General features: G+C 54.1%; 12 protein-coding genes. 8 read left to right on the top strand and 4 right to left on the bottom strand.

All coding sequences use genetic code 11. The annotated features are described in order from the left end of the window. Positions 1 to 26 precede the first annotated feature (26 nt). From prsR to xrtA, 3 genes are all read left to right on the top strand, one after another. Entirely contained in the window at positions 27 to 1,400 is a 1,374-nt protein-coding gene (gene prsR, locus K8I84_RS03800; RefSeq protein WP_223793381.1) for a PEP-CTERM-box response regulator transcription factor, read from the top strand. Positions 1,401 to 1,550: 150 nt separating this feature from the next. Further along, on the top strand, positions 1,551 to 4,163 hold the full coding sequence (locus K8I84_RS03795) for a tetratricopeptide repeat protein (protein ID WP_223793380.1): 2,613 nt from the start codon (positions 1,551 to 1,553) through the stop codon (positions 4,161 to 4,163). Positions 4,164 to 4,269: 106 nt separating this feature from the next. Further along, a complete protein-coding gene (gene xrtA / locus K8I84_RS03790) occupies positions 4,270 to 5,775 on the top strand; it encodes an exosortase A (RefSeq protein WP_223793379.1) in 1,506 nt (501 codons plus the stop codon). Positions 5,776 to 5,792: 17 nt separating this feature from the next. Here xrtA and K8I84_RS03785 read toward each other — a convergent pair whose 3' ends face one another. The 4 genes from K8I84_RS03785 to K8I84_RS03770 all read right to left on the bottom strand — a co-directional run bounded on the left by K8I84_RS03785 (position 5,793) and on the right by K8I84_RS03770 (position 9,828). After that, a complete protein-coding gene (locus K8I84_RS03785) occupies positions 5,793 to 6,635 on the bottom strand; it encodes a formyl transferase (RefSeq protein ID WP_223793378.1) in 843 nt (280 codons plus the stop codon). A 55-nt stretch (positions 6,636 to 6,690) separates the two neighbouring features. Next, a complete protein-coding gene (locus tag K8I84_RS03780; protein WP_223793377.1) occupies positions 6,691 to 7,926 on the bottom strand; it encodes a GNAT family N-acetyltransferase in 1,236 nt (411 codons plus the stop codon). A gap of 15 nt (positions 7,927 to 7,941) precedes the next feature. After that, on the bottom strand, positions 7,942 to 8,796 hold the full coding sequence (locus K8I84_RS03775) for a cupin-like domain-containing protein (RefSeq protein ID WP_223793376.1): 855 nt from the start codon (positions 8,794 to 8,796) through the stop codon (positions 7,942 to 7,944). A gap of 204 nt (positions 8,797 to 9,000) precedes the next feature. Beyond that, positions 9,001 to 9,828: a GNAT family N-acetyltransferase gene (locus K8I84_RS03770; protein WP_223793375.1), complete on the bottom strand. Its 828-nt coding sequence runs from the start codon at positions 9,826 to 9,828 to the stop codon at positions 9,001 to 9,003. On the opposite strand from K8I84_RS03770, the gene K8I84_RS03765 reads away from it, so the two are divergent. The 5 genes from K8I84_RS03765 to K8I84_RS03745 all read left to right on the top strand — a co-directional run bounded on the left by K8I84_RS03765 (position 9,718) and on the right by K8I84_RS03745 (position 25,323). Further along, positions 9,718 to 10,362, top strand: coding sequence for a 4'-phosphopantetheinyl transferase (locus tag K8I84_RS03765; RefSeq protein WP_223793374.1), 645 nt, complete (start codon positions 9,718 to 9,720; stop codon positions 10,360 to 10,362). The genes K8I84_RS03770 and K8I84_RS03765 overlap by 111 nt on opposite strands. Positions 10,363 to 10,549: 187 nt before the next feature. Then, complete coding sequence (locus tag K8I84_RS03760; RefSeq protein ID WP_223793373.1) at positions 10,550 to 17,137, top strand: polyketide synthase; 6,588 nt, start codon at positions 10,550 to 10,552, stop codon at positions 17,135 to 17,137. A 6-nt stretch (positions 17,138 to 17,143) separates the two neighbouring features. Beyond that, a complete protein-coding gene (locus K8I84_RS03755) occupies positions 17,144 to 23,584 on the top strand; it encodes a non-ribosomal peptide synthetase (RefSeq protein WP_223793372.1) in 6,441 nt (2,146 codons plus the stop codon). Between the two features lie 82 nt (positions 23,585 to 23,666). After that, complete coding sequence (locus K8I84_RS03750) at positions 23,667 to 24,473, top strand: alpha/beta fold hydrolase (protein WP_223793371.1); 807 nt, start codon at positions 23,667 to 23,669, stop codon at positions 24,471 to 24,473. Next, positions 24,466 to 25,323, top strand: coding sequence for a hypothetical protein (locus K8I84_RS03745; protein ID WP_223793370.1), 858 nt, complete (start codon positions 24,466 to 24,468; stop codon positions 25,321 to 25,323). Before K8I84_RS03750 ends, K8I84_RS03745 begins: the two co-directional genes overlap by 8 nt. Positions 25,324 to 25,581 lie beyond the last annotated feature (258 nt).

Genomic DNA, 25,581 nt, shown 5'->3' with positions numbered 1-25,581 from the left:
AATCAAACAAGGGAATTGTTGCTGTTGTGACTAGACGACTTTTAATCGTAGAGGATGACCCTGGCCTGCAAAGCCAGATGCGGTGGTGTTTCAGTGACGATCTGGAGGTCACCGTAGCCTCAGATCGGGAATCCGCCCTGACCGCTCTGCGCCGCGCCGAGCCGGATGTCGTGACCCTGGATCTCGGGCTCCCACCCGATCCCGGCGGAGCTACAGAAGGCTTCAGCCTTCTGGAAGAAATTCTCCGCCTTTCACCGGGCACCAAAGTTATCGTGGTTACTGGCCGGGAAGACAAGGAAAACGCCGTCAAGGCTATCGGCATGGGCGCCTGTGATTTCTACCAGAAACCACTTGATGCAGACATTCTTTCGTTCGTTGTAAACCGTGCTTTCCGCCTGGCTGAGCTCGAACGAGAAAACGAATATCTGGCGATTCAGCGCAGTGGAACCAACGTAAAAGGCATTGTGGCCGCAAGCCCACAGATGCTGGGGATCTGCAGAACTCTGGAAAAAGTTGCCCCGACGGATGTCACCACCCTGATTACGGGTGAAACCGGCACAGGTAAGGAGCTTCTTGCGCGGGCAATTCATGACCTCAGCCATCGGGCTGACAAGCCTTTCGCCGCCATCAACTGTGCGGCCATTCCCGAAAACCTGCTCGAAAGTGAACTGTTTGGTTTTGAGAAAGGCTCATTTACAGGCGCAACCCACACCAAGAAAGGAAAGATTGAGAGTGCCAATGGCGGCACCCTCTTTCTGGACGAAATTGGTGACATGCCAATGGCGTTGCAGGCAAAGCTTCTGCGCTTCCTTCAGGAGCGAATGGTAGACCGGGTAGGTTCGGTACAACCGATCCCGGTTGATGTCCGGGTCGTCTGTGCGACGCACCGGGATGTGCGGGCACTGATCGAAGCAGGAGATTTTCGTGAAGATCTCTATTACCGTATCAGTGAAATCACCCTCGACGTCCCCCCTGTTCGTGAGCGCGACGGCGATGCACTTGTTATTGCGCAGTCCCTTCTCAAGTCCTTGGGAAAACAGATGGATCGTCCCAACCTCGCATTCTCTGAGGAAGCAGCCAATGCCATTAATGGTTATGGCTGGCCCGGAAATGTCCGTGAAATGATTAACAAGGTGAAACGGGCCACCATCATGGCAGATGGCAAGCGAGTAACGGCCGAAGATCTGGAGTTGGTGAATGGCCAAACCAGTGACCAGATACAGCTAAACCTCAGACAGGTCCGAGAAACCGCTGAACGCCAAGCCATTGTTCAGGCCTTGCGGGCCTGTAATTTCAATATTGCACAAACCTCGCGATTGCTCGGCGTCACCCGGCCAACACTCTATAACCTGACAGACAAATATCGTATCAACACCTCACCGGAAACCTCGGGCACCTAAAACAGGAAAGCGCTTCCAGGCAACATCAAGGGATCAGGGAAGCAAGCAGGAAGGAATCGCGTTATGAATTGGTTAGCGGCATTACGCTCTGCTCTATGCGCTCTGGCATTAGCTTTCTTATTAACGGGGTGTGGAAGCGACGAAAAGGAAATGAGCCAACAAGAGATCCGGTACTTGAGTCATCTGGATCAGGCTCGTTTTTATCAACGCCAGGGTGAGCTGAAAGCGAGCACCCAGGAAGCCCGAAGCGCCATTGAAATGCAACCGGGGCAAACAGAGCCTTACTTCCTTATTATCGATAATCTGTTAACGGCCGGCGATGCTGTCAGTGCTGAGCGTCAGGTCCAACAGCTCCTGCAGCGGATTTCCAAGAAAGCCGTCGGGCCAACGGTGAACAATCGGGCGACCCTGATCCTCGCCGAAGCCTACCTGAAGCAGGCGAAATTTAAGGAAGCGCTTGCCGCACTGAAAAGCATCTCCTCCGCTGACCACCCAACCGAACTGAAGGTTGAGCTCCTGCAGGCTGAAGCCCACTTGACCGCTGGAGACCTGGAGACAGCAAAGGAAACCTATCACAAAGCGCTGACAATGGACCCAGGTTCCATCAAGGCCCTTATCGGCCTTTCCAAAGCCGCAATGGCCTCCGGTGACCCCAAAACGGCCCGTTCGTTCGTTTCCCACGCCAATGAAATTGACATGGACAATGGCGAACTCTGGCTATGGAAAGCACAACTTGCTCACCTGGATGAACACTGGGAGAGCGCAGAAGAGGCCTATGTTCGCGCCCTGGATGAGATTGGCCAGTACGACATTATGACGGCAAAAAAATACGCCACTATGACAGCGCTGATTCACGTGCTCAGGGCTCAGAGCAAGTTTTCGGAGGCCTACGTTTACGAAGAAATTCTGGCCAAATCCCCACTTGGCCGAGTCAAAAGCAATCTTCTTGCTGCCAGCGAGGCGGTGGAATCGGGCAACCTCACCGAAGCCGAGCGCTACCTTAGCGACATTTTGGCCCAGGCCCCTGATCACCAACAGAGCAATCTGATGCTCGCGCTGATTCGCTTTAAACAAGGTCGCTCACGAGATGCACAGGAATTACTCGCCCCGATTGTTCAGAAAGGCGGCTCTCCCCTTGCAAACAAAATGCTCGCGGCCTCATTACTCCAGATGGGGGACGCCCAAGGTGCGCAGTCGACCCTCGCGCAGATTGACACGAACGAGTCTGACCCGGAAATGCTTGCAATGGTAGCCATAGCAGCACTTGAAAACGGCGACTGGGAAAACGGCGAGCCCCTGATGGAGGATGCGCTGGCACTGAATCCAGACAACCATGACCTGAGACTGAGATACGCCACCTACCTTAGTCAGCGAGGAGATTACGCGAAGGCCCTGTCCCAGGTAAACGTTGCCCGCTCCAGGAGCCCGGACTCCCATGAGACCCGGAACCTTGAAATACAGATTCATCTCAGAGCCGGCGATACCGCATCCGCTGTTTCGACTGCCGATGCGTGGGTAAACGAAGAGCCAAAAAACATGCACGCTTTGTTGGCGCGCGGGAATCTCGCCATTGTTCAAAACCAGCCACACAAGGCAGAAGAATACTTCACCAAAGCCCAGTCACAATCGCCCAAGTCGGTAGGACCCTTAATCGCACTTGGGCGTCTTGCCCTCATGCAAGGGGAACGGGAGGAAGCCAAACGCGAGTTTCAGAAAGCTGTCAAAGTGTCCCCCAACAGTGCTCCAGCGATTCAGGGTCTGATTGCCTCACAGAGCATGAAAGATTCCAAAGTCTTCATGCAATCGATAGTCGCCAAGCACCCCGATGCCCTTGGCCCGAAACTTTTGCTGCTCGAAATTGCCCTGCTTGAAGAAGATTCAACCCGCGCTGACGATCTCACAGCCACTCTGCTTGAACGAGAGGACGAGGTGACGCCATCACCCAACGCTCCTCTGGTTGAAGACGTATACAGCAGGGTAATTGCCACACTGTCAGACAATGGACAGCAAGATCAGTCAGATTCACTCCTGCAACGAGCACAGATCCTGTTCCCGGGCAGAGAATCCATTGCGATTCTGGCTGCAAAGGCGGCTTTCACCAGGAATGACGAGGAAGCGGCAAGAGCCATTCTTCAGAAGGCCCGAGCAGATTACCCAAACTCTGCTGCCCCATTGATCGCGGAAGCAACATACCTTGAGAAGAAAGCCCACTACCAGCGCGCGGCAGAACTCTATAAGGAAGCTCTAAACCTGAAGTCCAGCGTCGCCCTGGTATCAGGTTATGTCCGAAATCTGCAGCTGTCCGGAGACGATGAAGAGGCCCTCTTGTACCTCGAGGAAGAGATTCGCTCCCATCCGTCGAGCAAACAATTGCGCTTGAATCTGGCCTTGCTCCAGCAGTCTGCAGGTGAAGACACCGCCGCTCGAGACAACTACGAACGCTTGCTGGAATCCGAGCCTAACAATACCGTGATATTGAATAATCTCGCCTGGATCTATCAGAAGCAGGGCGATACACGGGCCCTCGAACTGGCCCGAAGAGCCTATAATCTAAACCCGAAAAGCGGCGCGGTGGCAGATACCTACGGGTGGATTCTTTTGCAAACCGGTAACCACCAGAAGAGTATTTCGATCCTGGAGAAAGCCTATGAACTGGAGCCGGATTCCGAGGAAATCACCAAGCACCTTGCTGAGGCCTATCGAAAAGCGGGCATGACGTCTGCCGCAGAACGACTGCTGGAAAAACGAGGAGATCGGGGCTGATTCCCATTCAAAACCTATCCGACCACGGTCAAAACTGTCACGATCAGAAAAGTTGGAGTATGGTACAGACAACCATCCCGCTATAACGTTTGACCAAAAGGACGTTATGAGCCGTCTAGAAACGAACATACTCCAATATCTTTGGCTCCTCTCGTTTCCGCTGCTTGCCTTCAGCCTGTGGTCAGAGTGGCAGGAGTTTTTTGCCCTCTGGAAAGAATCCATTGTCTACCATCATGGCTACCTTGTCCTGGCGGGTGCCTGCTTTGTGCTATTCAGCCGCAGAGATCGATTCAGCGCATTAACCATTAGTGGCTCACCACTGGCATTACTCCTTCTTGCGGTCTGTAGTGCAGTACTCTTGTTCTCTCAAGCAGCCGATATCCGCTTTATCCGCCTGATGCTGGTTCCGGTAATGATCGTGCTTTGGGGCTGGTCGATATGGGGTGCCGGATTTCTCCAGATAGCCGGCGGCCCAATTCTATTGCTCATGTTTGGAGTACCTGTTTGGGACGACTTATCGCCGCTCCTGCAGCACATCACCGTCTTCTTCAATGATATTCTCCTGCGCCTATTCAACATTGACGCCATCATCAGCGAATTTTTCATTGAGCTTGACGTAGGCGTTTTCCATGTTGAAAACGGCTGTAGTGGTGTCCGATATTTGATGGTGGCGCTGTTTTTGGCCGCGTTCTACGGTCAGATTTTTTACAGGAAGCTCAGTTCAAAAGTCCTGCTTGTTCTTTTCGCTGGATTGCTTTCCATGCTGTCCAACTGGATTCGGGTATTCGGCATCATCCTGGCCGGCCATTACACCAACATGGAAACGTCACTGGTTGAGGACCATGAACTCTTTGGCTGGGGTATTTTTATGATCTTCACGCTGATGCCTCTCTTCTTTCTGTCAGGCAGGTTCGAAGCCTTTCCAGCGAGGAACACAGAAGGGACACTACGAAGGCGGCCAGCAACACCGAATAAAAGCATTTCGTCCTGGGGCTGGCCAGCGGTCGCTTCCAGTCTTCTAATCTGGCCTTCGCTATTGCCGATGGTGCTTGAAGCCAAGACCGAACGAATTGCAGAAAGCTGGCAACCCGAGCTTGTCACTCCCTCACCGGGATGGAAAGGTCCAATCCCCCACGTGACAATATGGACACCCAAATACATCGCGCCCGATTTCAATTTGAGTGGGGTCTACGTCTCTGAGGACCTTAAACAAGTCCAACTGCAGATTACTGGCTATAAACGACAGGTTCAGGATAAAGAGCTTATTTTCTTCAAGAATAAGCTCTTCGATCCCGAGGCCTGGATTCTTTTGTCGAGCCAGAAGCGCCCTCTTCCGTCATACAGGGGACTGATACCACCCACCGTCAATGAGACTGTCATTCAAAATAAAGAAGACGCATCAAAGGTGATCGTCTGGTCCTGGTACGAACTCGGAGGCTACCTGACCGACTCCAGGCTCGAAGCCAAAATTGCGGGAGCAATCAAGAAATTATCGGGAGACAATCGCGGCGCGTTATGGGCCCTCGCGGGTCCCTGCGGAACAGAGTCGAAGCTGACTTGTGAGCACCAGCGCGATGTATTTCAGCGCTTCATGCAAAGCTCGCTCCAGTAAGGTCGTAAAATCAACGTCTACGAGCGAGGACACTGGAATTCGTTGATAAGAGCCTGGCGAACTCGTTGGTCCCTCTGACCTTTATTGGACAAGTAGTCCGATACTACCCCATTCTTAATCTGACTCCACGCCTTCCTTTTCGCGTGGACGTCAAACATATCGTTGAGATAAAGGGCTCCCCTTGTCTTCAGGGGAATGGCTTCAATTGACGCACGTTCCAGGTCAGAAATGGCCTGGACCATCATTTGAACCCCCAACCGCACCACTTTTTCATAAAGGCTATTCGGGTGATCGTCCGCGGAAATTGACGGCCGCCCCTGATAGACCACATCGCCATCGTCAACGCCCGGGGAAACAAAGTGGATGGTCGCCCCGACGCACTCAGGCTCACCGTTGTGGATCGCCCAGTCGGTTGGAAACAGACCGCGATAGAACTGCGAAAGGCCGCCATGGAGATTCAGAACACCGTGTGTGGGAATAGAAAGCAGATCGCTTTTCATGATCGATGCCCCACACACTGCGATAACATCAGGCTGCCTGGCTCGGATCCAGGCGCAGTTTTCAGGGGCATTAATGTCGTTCACGCCACGGGTGTACAGTACTTCAGTGTCCTCGTCAGGGAAGAGCTGTTTGCCCTCATCGCCAAATGATAAAGCGAACTCCGGGTTGTTGTATTCCTGGTGCTTTTCAACGAATGTTCTATCCAGGACTTCCGTCACTTTCTTAAAAAACACTGGCGGATTGCCAACATACTTCATGGCTTTTCTTGCCAACGAGGACCGATCCTTTTCCGGGATTTGATTCTCGATCACGACGCCCACCACATTCAACGACTTCATCAGCTGGTTGGCGAAAAACAAGTCCGACTTATCCTGACTGACGACGACCACAGTACGCATCGCCCTTCCTCCCTGTTCATCCGTGTTTGCCAGACCCGGTTCCGGTGCTTCGTAATGGCTTGATAAAAGGCTTGAGTTTAGGAATGACGCGATATTCCAGAAAGTGCAGGGCCCGAAGCTTTACGCTGTCACCATACAGTTCGATGGTACAGAGATCCTTGTAGTCGGTAGCCCAATGACTGAGGTACCAGTAATCGTCGGCGCAGGTGTAGTACTGTCGGCAGGTTCCGTCGTCAAAAAGGTGCTTCAGCGCGGTATATTCCAGTACCGAGCCTGGGGAAACTGCCCTGTACTCCTGATCGTAATCAGCCCGAATCGGATAAACGACGCCGTCGAAGGTCAAATGTAACTCGAACGCCACCGGTCGCTCCCTATCACGAGCAATCCATCCGGTAATGCATCCCGATGGCCCAAGCTTCTCGATAAGATTCAACAGAAACTGGCGACTCTTCAGGTTTGATCCCAGATCATTGCCAATGGTCGACTTCCAGCTCCTGGAGGAAATCGTCACGAGTTCGCTAACCAATCTCTGATCCACACGGGTAATCGGCTCAGCGTTCACCGATAACCCCGCGTGATTTTTAAACCGGTTAAGCTTGTGGTTCACACTCTTCTTCAGCGTTCGGGGCCTTGATCGATAAAAATCATCCCAGGGCTGATCAATATTAACGATGGGTGTTCGTATGCTCGGCTTTTGGCCGACTCTCTCGGAAAATCCGGAGGTGTCCGCCAGCAGGAACGCTTTTAGCGCACTGCTCTGGTCAATCTTGAAAAACAATCCCAGTTCCCTGGGAGCCACATGCGACAGTAACCTGAAGGTCACATCTCGATCAGCGGCGGACAGATCAGAATCAACAACGATGGCCGAGTAGGGAGAATGACCATTGGCAGCGAGCTTGAGCAGGGTGACGGGAACGCCCCTGTGACGCTGCACCTGGCGCACGAGAGGTGCAATCCCAACGAGCCGGCCTCCTTGATAGGCACACCGGAACTCCATTTCCATGCCTCTGTCCTGCCCAAACGCTTTCCACCAGGACGAAAGCCAGAAGGACATCAGAGGTAAAGGCACGGGATCCAGCCTATTCAGAAATTCATCCCATTCACCGGCCACCCGAGCAAAATCATCGAGCGAGCACACCACTCGTAACGCGATTTCCGGACCAGTCTGGAGAAGGCCCGAAACCAGCGCAACGGATCGGTGGCCGCCAGAGGTTTCAGGGCTGGAAAAACCAACCGGAATGCGTTCTTGCAAGAGATGACTCCTTGCCTAGGCGGCTGATAGCTTGTGCTTGACCTTGCGAAGCGTATCCAGCACATCGATAGCCCGACGCTTGATCCAGAAGTTGAGCAAGGGTTGGTGAAGCCAATGTGTGAGACTGTTCTGCATCCAGAAATAATTCACGGAGACGTTGCGCCCCTCGGCCTGAATGTAGTGCCAGGTGCCGGCCGGAATGAACAACGCCTGCCCTTCCTCAAGCCAGCCGGCCAACCCGCGAGCCTGACCTAGCTTGGGAAAACTCTCCAGATCCGGTGCTGCACAATTCACTTTGCTGTCCACCACACGGTTCTCGCGAATCGCTTTCAGGCTGAACGGGCTGTAGGCATACATGCAGTCACTCTGTTCCGGTGAAAACAAAATGAACCGCTTACGGCCCTCCAGCATCATCAGCAGGCTGTGAGTCTCGTCATAATGCAGAAGCGAGGTATTTTTCCCCGGCCCAACGTACAGATTCGATACTCGAAACCCCTCTTCCGGCACAAACGGAGGTAACGAAACATCGATTTCAGGCGGCAGATCATCAGAAACCCCTCTGCCCTTCAGTGGTTCCAGCGCATACCCGTCATGAGTCGTTTCCATCATCTGATCAAAATCATCCATTGGAATACGCTCAAAACCTAGATAGTGAAAAATGCCATCCTCTGACTTTCTCTGGACCCGAATACTTTGTAAATGGTGTTTAAAGTAGTCGTAGTCCCACTCACGGGTGAAGGGCAATGCTTCCCGTATCCCGTTCAAAAGAACCGGCCTGCGCTCCTGGATATAGGGAAGCAAGCCGTCTTCTGATGTTGGGAAAGGTATGGATTCAATGGCTTCTGAGCCTGCGAGGTCGAACAAGTCCATTTTGAGGTCCCTTTTCACCGAACCATTGCAGCATTATTCGGAGTCTTCGCCGACACCAAAAGATGTGACTCCGTTAACAACGCCGATTCCATTAGGGTATAGGCCATGCCCCAAGAAGCCGCAAGGCGCAGCGGTCCCGGCGCCCATACCCAATATAGTTAATTTCTTACTGCACTTTTAAAAACGGGAGGAAAGAACGTTTAACTAGCTAAACTGAAGCTGGTCAAATTGAGGTTGGGCCCAGGTCAGCCTTCCATCCTTTAAAGCCAAACTGAGAACAACCCTGCCAAAAACCCGAAAACTCCAGTAAGTAAACAGAGGCTGAAACCCCACTTTCTTCAGCGCCGCTTTGGACGCGGTGTTATTGCTGTCCACTGCGACCAGAGCAACGTTGGTCTCTACTCCTTGAGACTGCATCATCGAGCGGAGAAGGGTCTGGAAATAGCCTTTACCCCGATGCTCTTCGGGTGTTGCACAGTCCCAGATGTATAGCGCGTGCTCAGGAACGCGCATATTTAATTCGTGAAGAATGCCAACCTGCGCACCAGGCCCGGCCACCCAGCCGTAAGAGACCGGATTCCCGTCCACAAAAAGCTCGTACAGGAAATTGCCCTGCTGGCTGCGTTTCTCAAACTCCTTGAGAGAAAAAGGCAAGCCCGCCCGGTGGGTCTGTGTCCGGACAAAACGGCACCGGTCGTCCGATCGTGACGAATCCCTTACTACCGGCTGCTGCATCATGGTGCCGATCTTGAATTCAACACGCCGGTTAAACCAACGCTTGCCCGTCCCTAGCCAACGCCTTAATGTGCTCAATGTCCCTGCGTCCTCTTGGTCCCGTTGCCATAATGAGCAAAGCGCCCAACGAACAGTCCAGTCGCCCCAAAAAAGCGGCAAAACAGATGGCCCAGCAACTGATTCCTTATGATCAGCTATAGCACAGATCACATCGAAAAGCGCCTCAGCGCGCTTGTCGGAGCACCCGTCTTTGTGGCCTCTGGCGCGCTTTGCGGCGATGAAAGTGACTATGAACAAGAGCGAGAGCTCGTTCGAAACGCTGTCCCCAAACGAAGAACCGAATTTTTCACCGGTAGACGTTTGGCCCGACAAGCCATGATGCGTGCAGGGCTTCCTCCGGCCCCCGTCCTTAGGGGGGCCGTTGGCAATCCGCTCTGGCCCGATGGCATCACTGGCTCAATCTCTCATGGCCAGGTCCATGCTCTGGCTGCCGTTGCCTACTGCCCTCCCCTACGCCAACTGGGCATCGACCTCCTGGAGGACCCCTCCACCGTCACTGACGATCTTACGGCCCTCATTCTCAATTCCCATGAATCAGAGCTGTTGCGAGCCATGTATCCAGATCATCCTCCCAGCGCCCTGGCTTTCTCTGTTAAGGAATCCGTCGTCAAGGTGGCGTCGCCCGAACTCGGCTCTTATCTTGAAATGCTCGATATTCGACTGAAGAATCAGGGGGATAGGCTCGTTGCTGAGGTGCCAAGCCTGCCCGCCGCCGTGCCTTGCCTTGTGCTGCCAACCGAACTGGGCCTTCTGACCGCCAGTTTTGCCTGAATAATTGCGGTAAATCAGATTTTCTCACTGAGTAGCTAAACGCCACGCCACATGGTCCGTTACACTTGGTTATGCTAATTTAACATACTGTAACACCCCAGCTATTCTACCCGGGTGAAGCGCGGATTCTCGGTACGGAGTTCAACCGAGTTTGTATCGGTATTCTCTATCTAAGGAAGGCGACGAGATGATTCCAAAGGTGTCTTCCCGCAGCGCGGCCAGTTTTCTTGCAAAATTCGAACAAAATGCCGAGGCATTTGCTGGCAACCCTGCACTGTGGTTCCGGGGCAAGTTCATCAGTTACGCAGAACTGTTAGATAATGCGCGGGTTATTCAGGCCCGGATTCAGCGGATGGGCGTTAAGCCGGGTTTGCCCATCGCCATCCATGCTCACGACCGCGAATTGGCAATCACGGCCATCATCGCTATTTTGCGCCACGGCAGCCCTTATCTCCCGCTCGACCCGCTCTATCCGGCAGACAGACTGGATTACATGGTCAGTCATGCTCAGGTTGCGCTGACCATCTCCGACAATGACGACTTTCGCTCTACCGTTGGCGATCACCTCGATCTAGGCGAACTTTCCTTTTCCGGGCCTTCGGATGTCGACGCGGGCACGGCCAACATTACTCCGGACTCCAGCGCCTACGTGATCTACACATCCGGGTCTACAGGCACGCCCAAGGGTGTGCTGATGAATCATGGAACACTGGATAATCTGATTGCGTGGCAGAATGAGCGATACGAACCAGAGGCCCGTTACCGGACACTGCAGTTTTCCGCATTCAGCTTTGACGTCTCCTTTCAGGAAACCTTTTCCACCCTTGCCATGGGCGGGACACTCTACCTGATTGAAGACACCACTAAACAGGATTTTCGGCGGCTGCTGGAGTTCATTGATGAACACCGGATCGAGCGGATTTTCCTGCCCTACATCGCTTTGCTGCAACTGGTGATGTGGGCCAACCGGCTGAAACTTTATCCTTCGTCCCTTAAAGAAGTCATCACTGCGGGCGAGCAACTGGTCATCAGCAAAGAACTTCGTACGGCCTTCAGCGGTCTTGAAAACGCCATGCTGTGCAATCAGTACGGGCCCTGCGAAACCCATGTAGTGAGCGAATATCAGCTGCACCAACCGACTGATAACTGGCCGGCGCTACCGCCGATTGGGCTCCCGATCACCTCTGCCGAGTTGCTTGTACTGGATGACCATCAGCAACCAGTAACGCCCGGCGATGTCGGGGAACTCTATATCGCCGGTCCGGTCCTTGCCGACGGCTACATCAACAGTCCTGAACAGACCGCCGAGCGTTTCATTGAGCTTCAGGGACCAGAGCCCAGGCGGGCCTATCGCACCGGGGATCTGGTGAGCGTGAATAGCAACGGAGAATACGCCTATCACGGCAGGATGGACAATCAGGTCAAGATCCGTGGTTATCGGATCGAACTCAGTGAAGTAGAGGTCCGACTACTCGATACAGGCTTGGTTTCCGAAGCCGCGGTCGCCGTTCAGCAAGTCGGTGAGCAAAAGAGACTCATAGCCTTCGTAACCGAAGCAGAGCGCGGTCAGATCAGCGACGACGCTATCCGTAAACAGCTCAAGTCGCACATGCCCGACTACATGGTGCCGTCCCGTTTTATCTGGGTTGACGCTCTGTTAAAGACACCGTCGGGGAAGATTGACCGGAAATCCATGCTGGAGTCGTTGGAACCCACCACTGAGCAGCGAACCGAGACCACAAGCAGCGAAGTCTTATCCGAGCAATTGATGTCCATTATCCGGGACGAATTGAATCACCCTGGCCTGATGAAAGACCAGAACCTTCAGGATCAGGGGATGGACTCCTTGGCCGCAAACCGAATCGCGGCCTCTTTCCTGGAAAAAGCAGGGCTCTCTGTACCGGTCTATTCGCTCTTTCAACACCGTACGGCGGGTCACTTCCTTCGATACGCAACCTCCCGGCACAAAGCTGTTCAATCTGGCGAATCCCAGGCCAACAACGCCCCATCACGGGATGAATCACTCCGGGATGTAGCCATTATTGGCCTTTCGGCTCGTGTTCCCGGAGCCAACTCGATTGAGCAATTCTGGCAGAACCTGCTGGATGGCAAGGAAACTGTCACCTTTTTCGAGCCGGAAAATCCCTCAACCAATCAGGTAAACGCCCGCGGGGTTCTGGATGACCCGCTCGGATTTGACGCCCGTTTTTTTGGCATCACCCCCATCGAGGCCGAGTTCGTAGACCCGCAACAACGGCTGCTGCTTGAGCTTGCCTGGCATGCCCTGGAAAACGCGGGGGTTGACCCGGAAACGTTCGCCGGCAAGATCGGCGTGTTCTGCGGGGTCGGCAACAACACCTATTACCTCAACAACGTACTCAAGAATCACGAAAAGCTTGAAGATTACGGCCCGCTTCAGGCCATGGTCGCCAACGAAAAGGATTACGCGGCAACCCGCCTTGCCCATAAACTGAACCTGGTTGGCCCCGCATTGAGCATTCATACCGCCTGCTCGACCTCGCTGGTCGCGGTTGCTGAAGCGGTCGAGGCGATCCGTCACGGACGCTGTGATATAGCCATCGCAGGTGGCGCCTCGGTTGCATTCCCGCAACAGCAGCCGCACACACATGAAGAAGGCAGCATTTATACCCGGGATGGACATACCAGGCCATTCGACGCCAACAGTTCCGGTACCGTGTTCAGCGATGGCGGCGGCATGGTGGTTCTCAAGCGCCTTGATGAAGCCCTGAAGGACCGGGATTACGTCTACGCGGCCATTACCGGTATCGGGGTCAACAACGATGGCGCCGAAAAAGGCAGCTTCTCCGGTCCGAGTGTTGAGGGGCAAAAGTCGGTCATCCTCTCAGCCATCAAAGATGCCCGGCAAACCGTGAGTGAGATTGGCTATGTGGAGGCCCATGGAACCGCCACGCCCATTGGCGATCCCATCGAGGTTACAGCGCTGAGCTCTGCGTTCTCGCAGTTCACACCAGACAGGCAGTTCTGCAAACTGGGTTCGGTCAAAAGCAATTTCGGTCACCTGACAGCGGCGGCGGGTGTTGTCGGCCTCATCAAATCTGCCCTGGCTATTGACCGTGGTGTGATTCCCCCATCCATCAATTTCGAAACCCCCAATCCGGAACTGGCTCTGGAACAAACGCCCTTTGTTGTTGCCGCCACATCCAGTCCATGGGACGCCGAGAAGGAGAAGCGAATTGCCGGTGTGAGCTCATTTGGTATTGGCGGAACCAACGCTCACGTTCTGCTAAAAGGCGTCCAAGCCGATGCAACCGACACTTTCGGAGCCACACCCAACTGGGTTCCGCTCTGTTTCAGTGCCCATTCGGCCGAGGCGCTCTCGGCTCTGATAAGCTCACACCGGGGCCTGCTGGAAGAATGCAGCAGCCCGGCAGCCCGTGCCGACCTGGTATCTGCCCTCATTCGCTCCCGTCGCGCTTTCCCTTTCCGCGAAACCGTCTTGCAAACGGTTGGTAACGAGGCACTGAACAACGTCTCTGAAAACGCAGCCGACAATGACCCCGCGTTCGGCGAACCCACCATCGTCTTCGCCTTCCCCGGTCAGGGATGCCAGGTAGCCGGTATGGGACGTCGGTTGTATGAGCATGTTCCCGTGTTCAGGGAAGCCATTGATCACTGCGACGACATTCTGAAGCAGGAATACAATGTTGATATCAAGGAATTGCTATTCCATTCCGGTGACCCGCTAAAAGACACCCAGAAGACACAGATTGCACTGTTCTGCGTCGGTTTTGGCCTGGCTGAAGTGCTCAACCGACTCGGCGTTCAGCCGGCTGCAGGCATCGGACACAGTATTGGCGAATTGGTTGCGGCAACAGTAGCCGGTGTCTTTGATCTACCTACTGCACTTCGCGTTGTACTGACACGCGGCGAGGTGATGCAGGCTCAGCCTCCCGGTTCGATGATGGCAGTAAGAGCCGATATCGACGAGTTAACGCCCTTATTGCCCGCTGGCGTGGTCATTGCGGCAGAAAACACAGAAGGCAGTGTCACCCTGTCCGGGGAGTCTGAGGCTATAAAGGCGTTTGGCAAGATTCTTGAACAGCAAGGCATCAAATACAGGGAACTCAACACCTCCCATGCCTTCCATTCACCCTCCATGGACGGTGCCAGCAAGGCCTTTGCCGAGCGATTAGAAGACATTGAACTGCATCCCCCTCGCTTCCGGTTCATATCCTGCGTGTCTGGCGACTGGATAACCGATGGTCAGGCAACGGACATCCACTACTGGGCCCGGCAAATCCGCCAGCCGGTTCAGTTCCGGAAAGGCTGCCAGACCCTTGGTGAACTGAATCAACTGGTCGTCCTTGAATGTGGTCCTCAGGGCACCGTGTGTGGCATGGCCATGCAGAACCTGGCTGAAAAATCCGATGTAGTCCTCGTTCCCCTGGTTGCAGATGCCGGCGATGACGAGAAAGAGCTGGCATCGTTTTCTACAGGCCTCGGAAAGGCATGGTGCGCTGGCGTTGACATGGATTGGCCTTGCGGTGAATTCCCGCCCAGCCTGCGGTCCAGCCTGCCCCAGTATCCTTTCCAACATAAGACATTTGTGATTGAACCACTGGCAGAAGCCGTCGTGCCGGGGCCCTCAGAGAGCTATTCTCCAACTCAGCCCGACTTTGCTGCTGCGATTCCCGATTCCCCGAGTTTGACTGGACAAAACATGAACGACGCCATCAAGGAACAATTGCGTACCCTGTTTTCCGACATCTCCGGCATTGACCTTAGCCAGGCGGATGGCGAAGCCACATTCTTTGAGCTGGGACTGGACTCTCTGCTTCTCACCCAGTCCACCCTGAAACTCAAGAAAAAGTTCAAAGTGAACCTGACGTTCCGCCAACTGCTGAATGATTGCGGCAGTCTGGACAAGCTGACGGACTACCTGATCAAGGAAGGGGTCACGGCGGGAACCCCCCAGGCTGCGCCAGCGCCTCAGGCGTCTCAGAGCATGCAGCAAGGCGGCGAATTGCCCGGGACACCTCCGGGCCAGATACCGCCTGGCATCATGAACACACCGCAGCCCGCCATGGCGCAAGCGCCTTCCGGAGATATCCAGGCGCTACTGCAACAGCAGATGCAGATCATGCAGGGTCAACTGGCTGTGCTGTCTTCTCTGGCGTCACAGGGCCCGCTGCCGGTAACGCCCGCATCATCTGATTCGGGCAAAGTAAGCCAAACCAGATCCTCCCATGAGGGCCTGAAGCCGTTTGGCGCAGGCACCCGCATCAACGTCAAACGCAGTAACGACATGACACCGGTGCAGAAGCAAAACTTCGATCACCTGTCCGAGCGATACAACCAGCGCTTCGCCAGGTCCAAGCAGTTTGCCCAGGACAACCGTAAACAGCTGGCCGATCCCCGTGTGGTATCCGGTTTTCGGACAGTTATAAAAGAGGTGATATACCCCATCGTCGTTGAGCGCTCAGAGGGTCCCTACCTCTGGGACATCGATGGCGGGAAGCTTATCGACGTAACCTGCGGATTCGGCTCGAACTTCTTTGGAAATTCGGCTCCGTTTATCAAGGAAGCCATCGCACGGCAGCTGGACACCGGCTACGAAATCGGTCCGCAGCACCCGCTGGTTGCGGAGGCCTCAAGGCTTTTCTGCCAGGTTACCGGGAATGAACGGGTCGCATTCTGCAATACCGGCTCCGAGGCGGTGCTTGGTGCCATGAGACTGGCGCGGACCGTAACCGCAAAAGAAAAAGTCGTGCTGTTCGAAAACGACTACCACGGCATCCACGACGACGTGATCGTCACACGGGGAAGCAATGGCTATGCGGTGCCAGCGGCGGCCGGCATTCCGGACTCCGCGGTAGAGAACATGATTGTCCTCGATTATGGCAGCGACGAATCGCTAGACTATATTCGCGAACATGCCGACGAAATTGCCGCTATTCTGGTCGAGCCCGTCCAAAGCCGACACCCCAGCCTCCAGCCCAAAGCCTTCCTCGAAAAAGCACGCACGCTGTGTACCGAGCAGGGCATTGCCCTGATCTTTGACGAGGTGATTACCGGATTCCGTATCCATGCAAGGGGCGCACAAGGCTACTACGGCATCGATGCAGACATTTGCACCTACGGAAAGATCGTTGGCGGTGGTCTGCCTATTGGCGCCATTTCGGGCAAAGCCGGATTCATGGACGCACTGGATGGTGGCCAATGGCAGTTCGGAGACGATTCCTCACCAGAGGTTGGCGTTACCTACTTCGCGGGTACCTTCGTCCGCCATCCCCTTGTTCTCTCGGCGGCAGTGGCCGTATTACGGCGACTGGTTGAGGAGCCCGAACTCCAGTCTATTCTCAATGACCGCGCCGACCGGATGGTGGAGGAAATCAACCAGTACGCCAGGATGATCGGTGCGCCGCTCAAAATCGAAAACTGCGGTTCCATGTGCAAGATCAAGATCCCCCAGGACATTGCCTTTGAAGAGCTGATTTACATCCTGCTTCGTGAGAAAGGAATCCATGTCTGGGACGCCAGACCAATGTTCATCACAACCGCTCATACCGACGAGGATATTCAGAGCATTATCCAGGCGTTCAAGGAGGCGATGGATGACATGATTGCCATGGAATTTTTCCCGGTTACGGAAGATCCGACTAAAGTCAGTATGACGGAGAGTCAGAAGCCCCCGGTCGAGGGTGCGCGCCTGGGAAGGGATGAAAATGGCAAAGCCGCGTGGTTCGTCCCGTCAAGAACGAACAAGAACCAGTTTGAGAAATGGGCAGGCTAAGCACGTATGAATAGCGCCGTTTTCAAGTACGACAAACACCATGATCCTTTCCAGTTTGGCGAACTCGAGTGCACCGTCGAGAGCACCGAGTCCCAGCGGGAAGTTTGGCTGGCGGCCCAGTTTGGCGAAGACGCCAGTGTTGCATTCAATGAATCCGTGTTTGTCCGACTTCAGGGAACCCCGAATCAGGCAGCCCTCGAAAAAGCCCTGCAAGACCTGTGGTTCAGACATCAGTCGGTACGAGGCTGTTTCAGCAATGATGGCGAGGAAATGGTGGTCTACAAAGACCGCCCTGCGCCCATCAAGGTGTACGATTGTCGCCCACTGAGCGACGAAGACACCACGCAGCAGGTCAGCGACCTTGCCAGTAACGCGGTCACAGCACCGTTCGATCTGTTCAATGGCCCTCTCGCCCAATTCGATGTCATTCTTTGCAGCGAAACAGACACGCGGGTGTTATTGACCCTGCACCACTCTGTTTGTGATGGATGGTCTCTTTACGTCCTGGCCAGCGAACTCGGCAAGCTGTACTCGGCCCGCTGCACCGGATCTTCAGTCCCGAATTTGGAACCGGCGCCTCTTTTCAGCGACTACGCGGCCTGGGAGCGCAGTCCCGAAACACAGCCCCTGCGCGAACAGAGCATTGCCTACTGGACACAACGGTTTGCACACGGAATTCCCGCTCTGGATCTTCCTTACGACCGGCCCAGGGCCCCTAGCAGAAGTTTCCGTGCTTTTCGGCTGGATAAAGAACTTCCGCTGCCTCTCCTTGGTGAACTGAAAACGCTGGCTGCCAAAAACAGGAGCACCCTCACAACCACGCTCATGGCAGCGTTCGCGGCCTACCTGAATCGAGTTTCAGGCTGCGAAGAGATTGTCCTGGGGATACCGTTTGCCGGACAGATGGCCAAGGAAGAGCATGAGCTGATTGGTCATTGCGTCAACATTATTCCGCTGCACATCAGCGTATCGTCCAGCGATACCTTTGAGTCCCTGCTGCACAAGGCACAGCAAAACATGCTGGAAGCCTTCGAGCACCAGTACCTGACGTATGGCACATTGCTCAAGACACTCGGTGCCACTCGGGATCCATCAAAGCCACCGCTGGTGTCGGTACTGTTCAACGTCGATCAGTCCAACGAATCCGACTTTGAGTTCGCAGGACTGGATGCGGTGTTTGAATCCAACCCCCGGGTATCCGAAAACTTTGACATCAATTTAAACATCACGCTGTCAGACCGCGATGCGGTCATGGAGTGCACACACAACCTCCACCTTTGGGACACCGAGACCATCGATCGCCGTATGGGTGAGTTTCTGCGCCTTCTCGGCCACGTTGTTTCCGAGCCAGAAGCCACCATAAGGCATCACGACCTGATCAGCGACGCAGACATCGCCCTCTATCAGCAGTTATGGGAAGGTGTAAGGCGCCCCTATAGCCTTGAGCAAGCCAGCCTGCATGGTCTTATTGAAGACGCTTCCGACCAGTTCCCGGATCGAACAGCTCTGGTCTTCGAGGGAGAGCAGCTTACCTATCGTGAGCTCGACGAGCGGGCTAACCAGCTTGCACATTGGTTGATAGACCGCGGCGTGCGCGCCGAAACCATCGTGCCGGTACTGATGGAACGGTCCATGGAAATGCTCATCGCGATCAACGGCATTCTGAAGGCAGGCGGTGCCTACCTCCCGCTTGATCCTGATCATCCTCATGATCGGCTCAAATTCATCGTTGATGAGGTTCAGGCAGAGCTGGTTCTGACTCAGTCGGCTCAGGCCGAAAAGGTCCCCCAAGGCATTAAGACTGTTGCACTGGACACGCCACCGGCAAGCCTCGTTGACTGTCCCGTTACCCGACCCGGAATCGATTACTCTCCCTCTCAGCTCGCGTATGTGATCTACACCTCGGGTTCAACCGGCAACCCCAAAGGCGTCATGCTTGAGCATCGTTCGATCTGCAACCACATGCTATGGATGCAGGAAGCGCTGCCGTTGAACGAATCCGACGCGGTGATGCTGAAAACGCCGTACACCTTTGATGTTTCCCTTTGCGAGCTGTTTGGCCCCCTCATGTGTGGCAGCAGGCTGATCATTGCCCGGCCCGGCGGACACAAAGACCCCCACTATCTTGCCAGTCTCGTTAATGAAGAAAAGATAACCCACATCCACTTCGTACCCTCAATGGCGTACCTTTTCCTGGACCAGTACGCCCAGGCCCAATGCCCCAGCCTTAGACGTTTTGTCTTAACCGGCGAAGCGGTCAGTACCGAGCTGGAAGCCCGTTTTTCAGAGGCATTCCCAAAGGCAGAGTGCTGGAACCTGTACGGACCAACAGAAGCAGCCGTTCACGCCAGCCTATGGTTATGCGGTCAGAAGCAATCTACTCACACAGTGCCAATAGGCACGGCCCTGTCCAACACTCGCCTTTACGTCGTGGATGAAGATATGCGGCTCCTCGCCCCGGGTCTGGTTGGCGAACTCCTGATTGGCGGCGTGCAAGTCGCAAGGGGCTACGTAAACCGTCCGGAGCTCAACGCCGAGCGGTTTATCCGAGATCCGTTCAGCGATGAGCCATACAACGCCTATCGTACGGGCGATCTGGTAAAAATGCGCACCGATGGCGTCCTTGAATATCTTGGCCGCAACGACTTCCAGATCAAGCTTCGGGGACTGCGGATCGAGCTGGGGGAAATCGAATCCATCGTTCTTACCTATCCGGGCGTCACCCAGTGTGCGGTTTTAGCGCGGGAAGATCGCAAGAACGACCAGCGTCTGGTCGCCTACATCGTATCGAAAGATGAGTTGGCAGATGTCCTGCCACAGCTCAAAGCTCATATGGGCCGGCAGTTACCCGACTATATGATTCCGCAACACTTCGTTCAGCTGCTGACCCTGCCGCTTACGTCCAGCGGGAAAGTGGATCGTAAGGCACTTCCCGCGCCCAAAATCGAAGCGCTGAACAGCGACACCTTCGAAGCACCGGAATCGCAACTTGAGGTAGAGCTGAGCAGGATCTGGAACGATATTCTGGGAACTCCGGAAATCAGTGCATCGGCCAACTTCTTTGACCTGGGAGGGCACTCGCTTCTGGGTACTCAGATGCTCGCCAAGGTGAAAAGTCAATTTGGCGTGAGCCTTGGGCTGGGAAGGCTGTTCGAAGCACCGACCATTCGCGAGATGTGTCGCGTCATTGAGTCAGAGCGCGTCTACATCGAGGAAGTACCACCCATCGTCAGGCATACGGAAAACACCCCTGTACCTGCCATCCACCAGCAGCAGGTCTGGTATCTTTACGAAAAAATCGTCCCGGATTCCTATGCCTTCAATCTGCCAGCCGTATTTCGACTGCAGGGGCAGCTGAATACCGAAGCACTGGGGTTGGCGCTGAACAAAATTCTTCAACGCCATGAAATTCTGCGGTCGAATTTCGTAGAGCTGGATGGTGAAGTTCACATCGTTGTGGATGAGAACAGGCGGATTGATTTAAAACCACTCCCACTGTCCCACTACAACGCAAGCGACCTGGATTCACTGGAAACGGCATTAAGAACAGAGGTTGCCGAGCCGTTCAACGTCTCTTCCGGCTCCTTGTTCAAGGCATCACTGATCGAAGCAGACTCCCAGGACTACATCCTGTTTTTCCTGATCCATCACCTGGTGTTCGATGGCTGGTCTTTTGATTTGCTGCTGAAGGAGCTCTGCACTCTCTACAACGCCTTTGCAAAGGATCAGGCCAATCCCCTGCCCGACTTGCCGCTGCAGTTTAACGACTTTGCACTTTGGCAATCCAACTGGTTGCAAAGTGAACGCCTCGAAGAACACCTCGACTACTGGAAAGAAACGCTCTCCGGAGAGTTGCCCGTACTGAATCTGCCAACCGACTTCGATCGCCCAAGCCAACAGCCCCATCGCTCGGAAGGCATCAAGTTTGATATTGATCAGACCAGTGTGGAAACACTCGAAGCGCTTGCTGCGCGACACCAGACCACGCTGTTCATGGTTGTCATGTCGCTATACGTTCACATGCTGCACCGCTACAGCCGGCAAAACGAAATCATCGTGAATGTGCCGGTATACGGACGACATCTGGATGAATTCAAGGGTCTTATGGGGCCGATGATCAACGTTCTTGTCTGCCGTTTCAGATTAACGGGTTTACAGTCCTTTGATGGGTTAGTACGCCATGTAAAAGACACCATACTCAGTGCCATGGAGCATCAGTTCGTTCCTTTTGACCTGTTGGTGCGTACCATAAACCCTCACCGTGATACCTCTCGAAATCCCATCGCCCAGACCCTGTTCAACTATCAGGATGTCCGAAACCGACAAGACGAGATGGATGGTATTCAGCGCACCCAGATAAACCTCGACAGGGAAGGTGTGGAAACCGATCTCGATGTCTGGTTCAAGCGGCACGCCAACGGTATTCAATGCGGATTTGAGTACCCGGTCGCCTTGTTCAACCGCGCGACTGTAGAGGGCTTTGTGATAAGTTTTCAGGAAAGCATCACAGCGCTTCAGGAGCAAAAGGAAGGCTTCGATCTTGTTGCAGGCGCAACTCAGGACGAGCAACGGATGATCCAGAACTGGAACAACACCTACGTCGAACGGCCCTTCGAGAATGGATTTTTATCTCAGTTCGACCATCAGGTTGCAGAGCACCCGGACGACATTGCCTGCATTGATGCCAACGGGGAATACGCCTATCGCGAATTCGATGAACGATCCAACAGGTTAGCAAGGCACTTTTCATCCCAGGGAGTTCAGGCCGGCGATGTCGTGGCAATCCTTCTGGATCGCACGGTTGAACTGCCACTTACCATTCTTGCCCTTTGGAAGCTGGGAGCCTCATACGTTCCGCTTGACGCGCTCTTTCCTGTCGAGCGAGTAAAAGCGATCCTTGGCGTCGCAAATGCACATCATCTGATTAGCGTCACCCACTTTGATAGCGTGGTAGGGGCGCATGAAGGAACCACCATCCTTCTCGACCAGGATCAGGACACGATAAATAACCAGAGTTCGGATAAGCTGCCGGTTACCCTAAAACCTGACCAACTGGCCTATGTGATATTCACCTCAGGTTCCACGGGCGTTCCCAAAGGCGTAGAGATTAGCCACGAAGCCCTGAGCAACTTTCTAAAAGCGGTTGCTGAGAAACCAGGGCTTACGTCAGAAGATCGTCTGCTGGCCATCACCACCCCGGCTTTTGACATTTCCATATTGGAACTATTTTTGCCGCTGGCTGTTGGCGCAAAGCTGGTCATTGCCTCTAGCAGGCAAAACAAAGACCCTCATCAGCTGCTCTCCCTGATCACTCAGCATTCAATCTCTGTGCTACAGGCAACACCAGCGACCTGGCGCATGTTGGTTAATGCCGGCCTGGCAACGGAGACACCACTGCGGGGCCTGGTGGGTGGTGAAAAACTGCCCCCGGATCTGGCATCAGCGCTGCTCACCTGCAACGTTGAGCTCTGGAACATGTACGGCCCGACTGAAGCCACCGTGTGGACCAGTTGTTACAGAGTGCACCTCCCGGACGAGCAAAGCACCCCACGAGTACTGATTGGACGTCCGCTTGCAAACACCCAACTCTATGTTCTTGATGAAGAAAGTACCCCCTTGCCTCCCGGTGTGTATGGAGAACTGTGGATCGGCGGGCTGGGCCTGGCGAGGGGCTATCGGGGCAATCCGGAACAAACTTCTGAACGTTTCGTGCGTTTCCCGGATGGCCGGAGACTCTACCGAACCGGGGACTTTGCACGCTGGACCATGGACGGCCAACTGGAGTTTGGCGACCGTTTCGACAATCAGGTAAAAATCCGCGGGTTCCGGATTGAGCTGGAAGAAATCGAAATCCAGTTAAGGTCACACCCCGATGTCGCAGATGCCGCTGTCGTAGTTCAGGATCTGGGCGTGGATGACCAGCGACTCAGCGCCCACATTGTCTATCAGGGCGAGCAGCAGCCGACAGGCAGCGAACTTCGTAAACACCTTCGGAATTATTTGCCGGATTACATGATCCCTCAACAATTTGTAACTCACGAGGAACTACCGCTGCTTCCGTCCGGTAAGGTCAACCGTAAAGCTCTCGCGCAAACCACCAGCGTGGTTGAGGCTCGCAAACCTGAACGTCCACCAACGATCACTGAGCAGAAGCTTATTGATATCTGGACGGCTCTGCTGAAACGGGAGCACGTGACCATCGATGACCAATTTCTGGAGGTTGGCGGGCATTCACTGCTTGCGCTGAAGGTCATCGTAGAAATCGAGAGAACGTTTGGTGTCAGCCTCATGCCTCAGGATTTGTGGGTCAATACACTTGAGCAGCTGGCGAACCTGGTAGAACAAAAAGCGGTGCCCAAGGAAGCGATTGATAAGGATGCGCCCCCCGACGCTAAACAAGAGAAAAAGTCCGGCCGCTCGGTATTTCAGCGGCTTTTCGGCTCATAATTCAAACGATTTGCGACTACGATAGTGATATCGAGGTCTACTTACGCAGCAGTTCAGGGTAGACGTTTGCAGGGAGAATCGATTGGAAGCGTTTTTTTTTGGACCATCACAGAGCTATCTGCTGGGCGTTTATCACCCCAGAAAAACAGGTCATCTTGATGAGGGGATTGTCCTCTGTAATCCATTTGGACAGGAGTACTTGCGTGCCCACAAGTCGATTCGCAGGCTGGCAATAAACCTGAGCGAGCTTGGTTATCCCGTTTTGCGTTTTGACTATCGCGGCACAGGGGACTCTGCCGGGGATCTGTCCGATGTAACGGCCGACGAGTGGGTCGAAGATATAGGCCATGCCATCCAGGAGCTTCGGGACATGGCAGGCGTCTCCAGAGTAGCGCTCGTAGGACTTCGTCTTGGGGCCATACTCGCTGCCAGGGCCGCCATCGAAAGCAATGATATCTCCCGACTAATCCTCTGGGACCCGATCACAGACGGTGAAGGATACCTTGAGGAGATAAAGACTGCCGTCGCAAACGCTCAGAAACTGGGAAGTCGTTCGAAAATACTGACACCAGACGGGACCATTCATTTCAATGGATTCTCAATGTCCAAGGCCTTCCAGAACTCTCTTGAGGCATTCAGTTTGGGTGAACTGGCTCAAGATATTGCCTTGCCCATCGCTCAGTTCGTTTCCCACGAAACCGATGAATTTGCCAAAATTCAGAGGCAACTGGATCATAGGAAAATGTTCTACTCCGAGCTCGCACCGGCTCCACACGACTGGAATTACGTTGACCATGTCGGTGGAATCTTGTGGCCAAAGCCTGTTATCGACGCGATCGAGCGTCATTTCAGCGCGACGACCCAGTACGAGATGACACACTATGCGTGAACAAGTAGTGATGGTTGGTGACGACCGCCCTCTTGTCGGCGTTTTCTGCGAACCAAGGGCCGGGGAACTTGCAGATCCCAGAACCGCCGTAATACTCCTGAACTCGGGCGTCATTCACCGTGTCGGCTCTTGTCGTCTGACGGTGACTCTGGCCAGAGCGATATCGGAACGATCCGGGTTGAGCACGTTTCGCTTTGACTTTTCCGGTATCGGTGACAGCGAACCCAGACGAGGCACGCTAACCGCCGACCTGGCGGCTGTTGAGGAAGTTCAGGAAGTGATGAACTACCTCTCCAACTGGAAACAGTTCGACCGTTTTATTCTCTACGGCCTTTGCTCTGGCGCATTTGCCGCCTACCGGACAGCACTGGAGGACCCTCGAGTCGTCGCAACAGCTCAATTGGATGGTTACTGCTATATGACGACCAAGAGTTACCTGATTCACTATATTCGACGGTTGCGCTCACCGGCACGATGGCTCAAATTCGTGCTACGGAAACTCGGTCTGCTTGAGCAGAAAAGAGGCGCGGACTTATCGGGCATCGATGAGCGCTATTTCGAGGTGCCGGACTTCGCCAGTTATCCGCCCAAAGCAGAGGTGGCTGAAGGCCTGGAGAAGCTGAACCAGAGGAATCTCCAGATGTTATATGTATTTATGGGAAATGAGCATTACCGGTATCCCGAGCAGTTCTCCGATTGCTTCAGCTCCGTTCGCTTTGGCGACAATCTGAAGGTTATCCATCGCCCCCAGGCAAGCCACATCCTCTCCGAGCCGCACGATCGTCACACGGTCGTTGACGCTATCGTTGACTGGGTCAGAACGACGTCAAGAGCACTACCTTCCACGTAATCCGATAGATACTTACCTCGCACCGCCGACCGGTTGTTCATTGGTTCAATTACACTCCCCACGCTTTTAGGGGACTTCCTGCCTGTTCCGCATTTCCTCCAGCCCCGGCAACTGAGAATCAACAGCACAGTGTGGGCGTTACACGTTAAATACTATTTTTTTATCAACACGAATTTTATAAAAGCAGAAAAACTAAACTGCCAAGTGCTTTATCACCCCCATATGCCATGCTTTTGATGTTCTGAATATCTATACAGA

Origin of the sequence: Marinobacter sp. F4216 (genome assembly GCF_019931195.1) — a bacterium.
GTDB classification, from domain to species: domain Bacteria; phylum Pseudomonadota; class Gammaproteobacteria; order Pseudomonadales; family Oleiphilaceae; genus Marinobacter; species Marinobacter suaedae.
Note: the sequence above shows the minus strand (reverse complement) of the source record. Positions and strands in the feature narration are given on the sequence as shown.

What these genes read in the sequence shown, in the direction of transcription:
- K8I84_RS03795 (WP_223793380.1), top strand. Translation starts at nt 1,551, where the DNA reads ATGAGCCAACAAGAGATCCGGTACTTGAGTCATCTGGATCAGGCTCGT.
- xrtA (WP_223793379.1), top strand. Translation starts at nt 4,270, where the DNA reads ATGAGCCGTCTAGAAACGAACATACTCCAATATCTTTGGCTCCTCTCG.
- K8I84_RS03775 (WP_223793376.1), bottom strand. Translation starts at nt 8,796, where the DNA reads ATGGACTTGTTCGACCTCGCAGGCTCAGAAGCCATTGAATCCATACCT.
- K8I84_RS03765 (WP_223793374.1), top strand. Translation starts at nt 9,718, where the DNA reads ATGATCAGCTATAGCACAGATCACATCGAAAAGCGCCTCAGCGCGCTT.
- K8I84_RS03760 (WP_223793373.1), top strand. Translation starts at nt 10,550, where the DNA reads ATGATTCCAAAGGTGTCTTCCCGCAGCGCGGCCAGTTTTCTTGCAAAA.
- K8I84_RS03755 (WP_223793372.1), top strand. Translation starts at nt 17,144, where the DNA reads ATGAATAGCGCCGTTTTCAAGTACGACAAACACCATGATCCTTTCCAG.
- K8I84_RS03745 (WP_223793370.1), top strand. Translation starts at nt 24,466, where the DNA reads ATGCGTGAACAAGTAGTGATGGTTGGTGACGACCGCCCTCTTGTCGGC.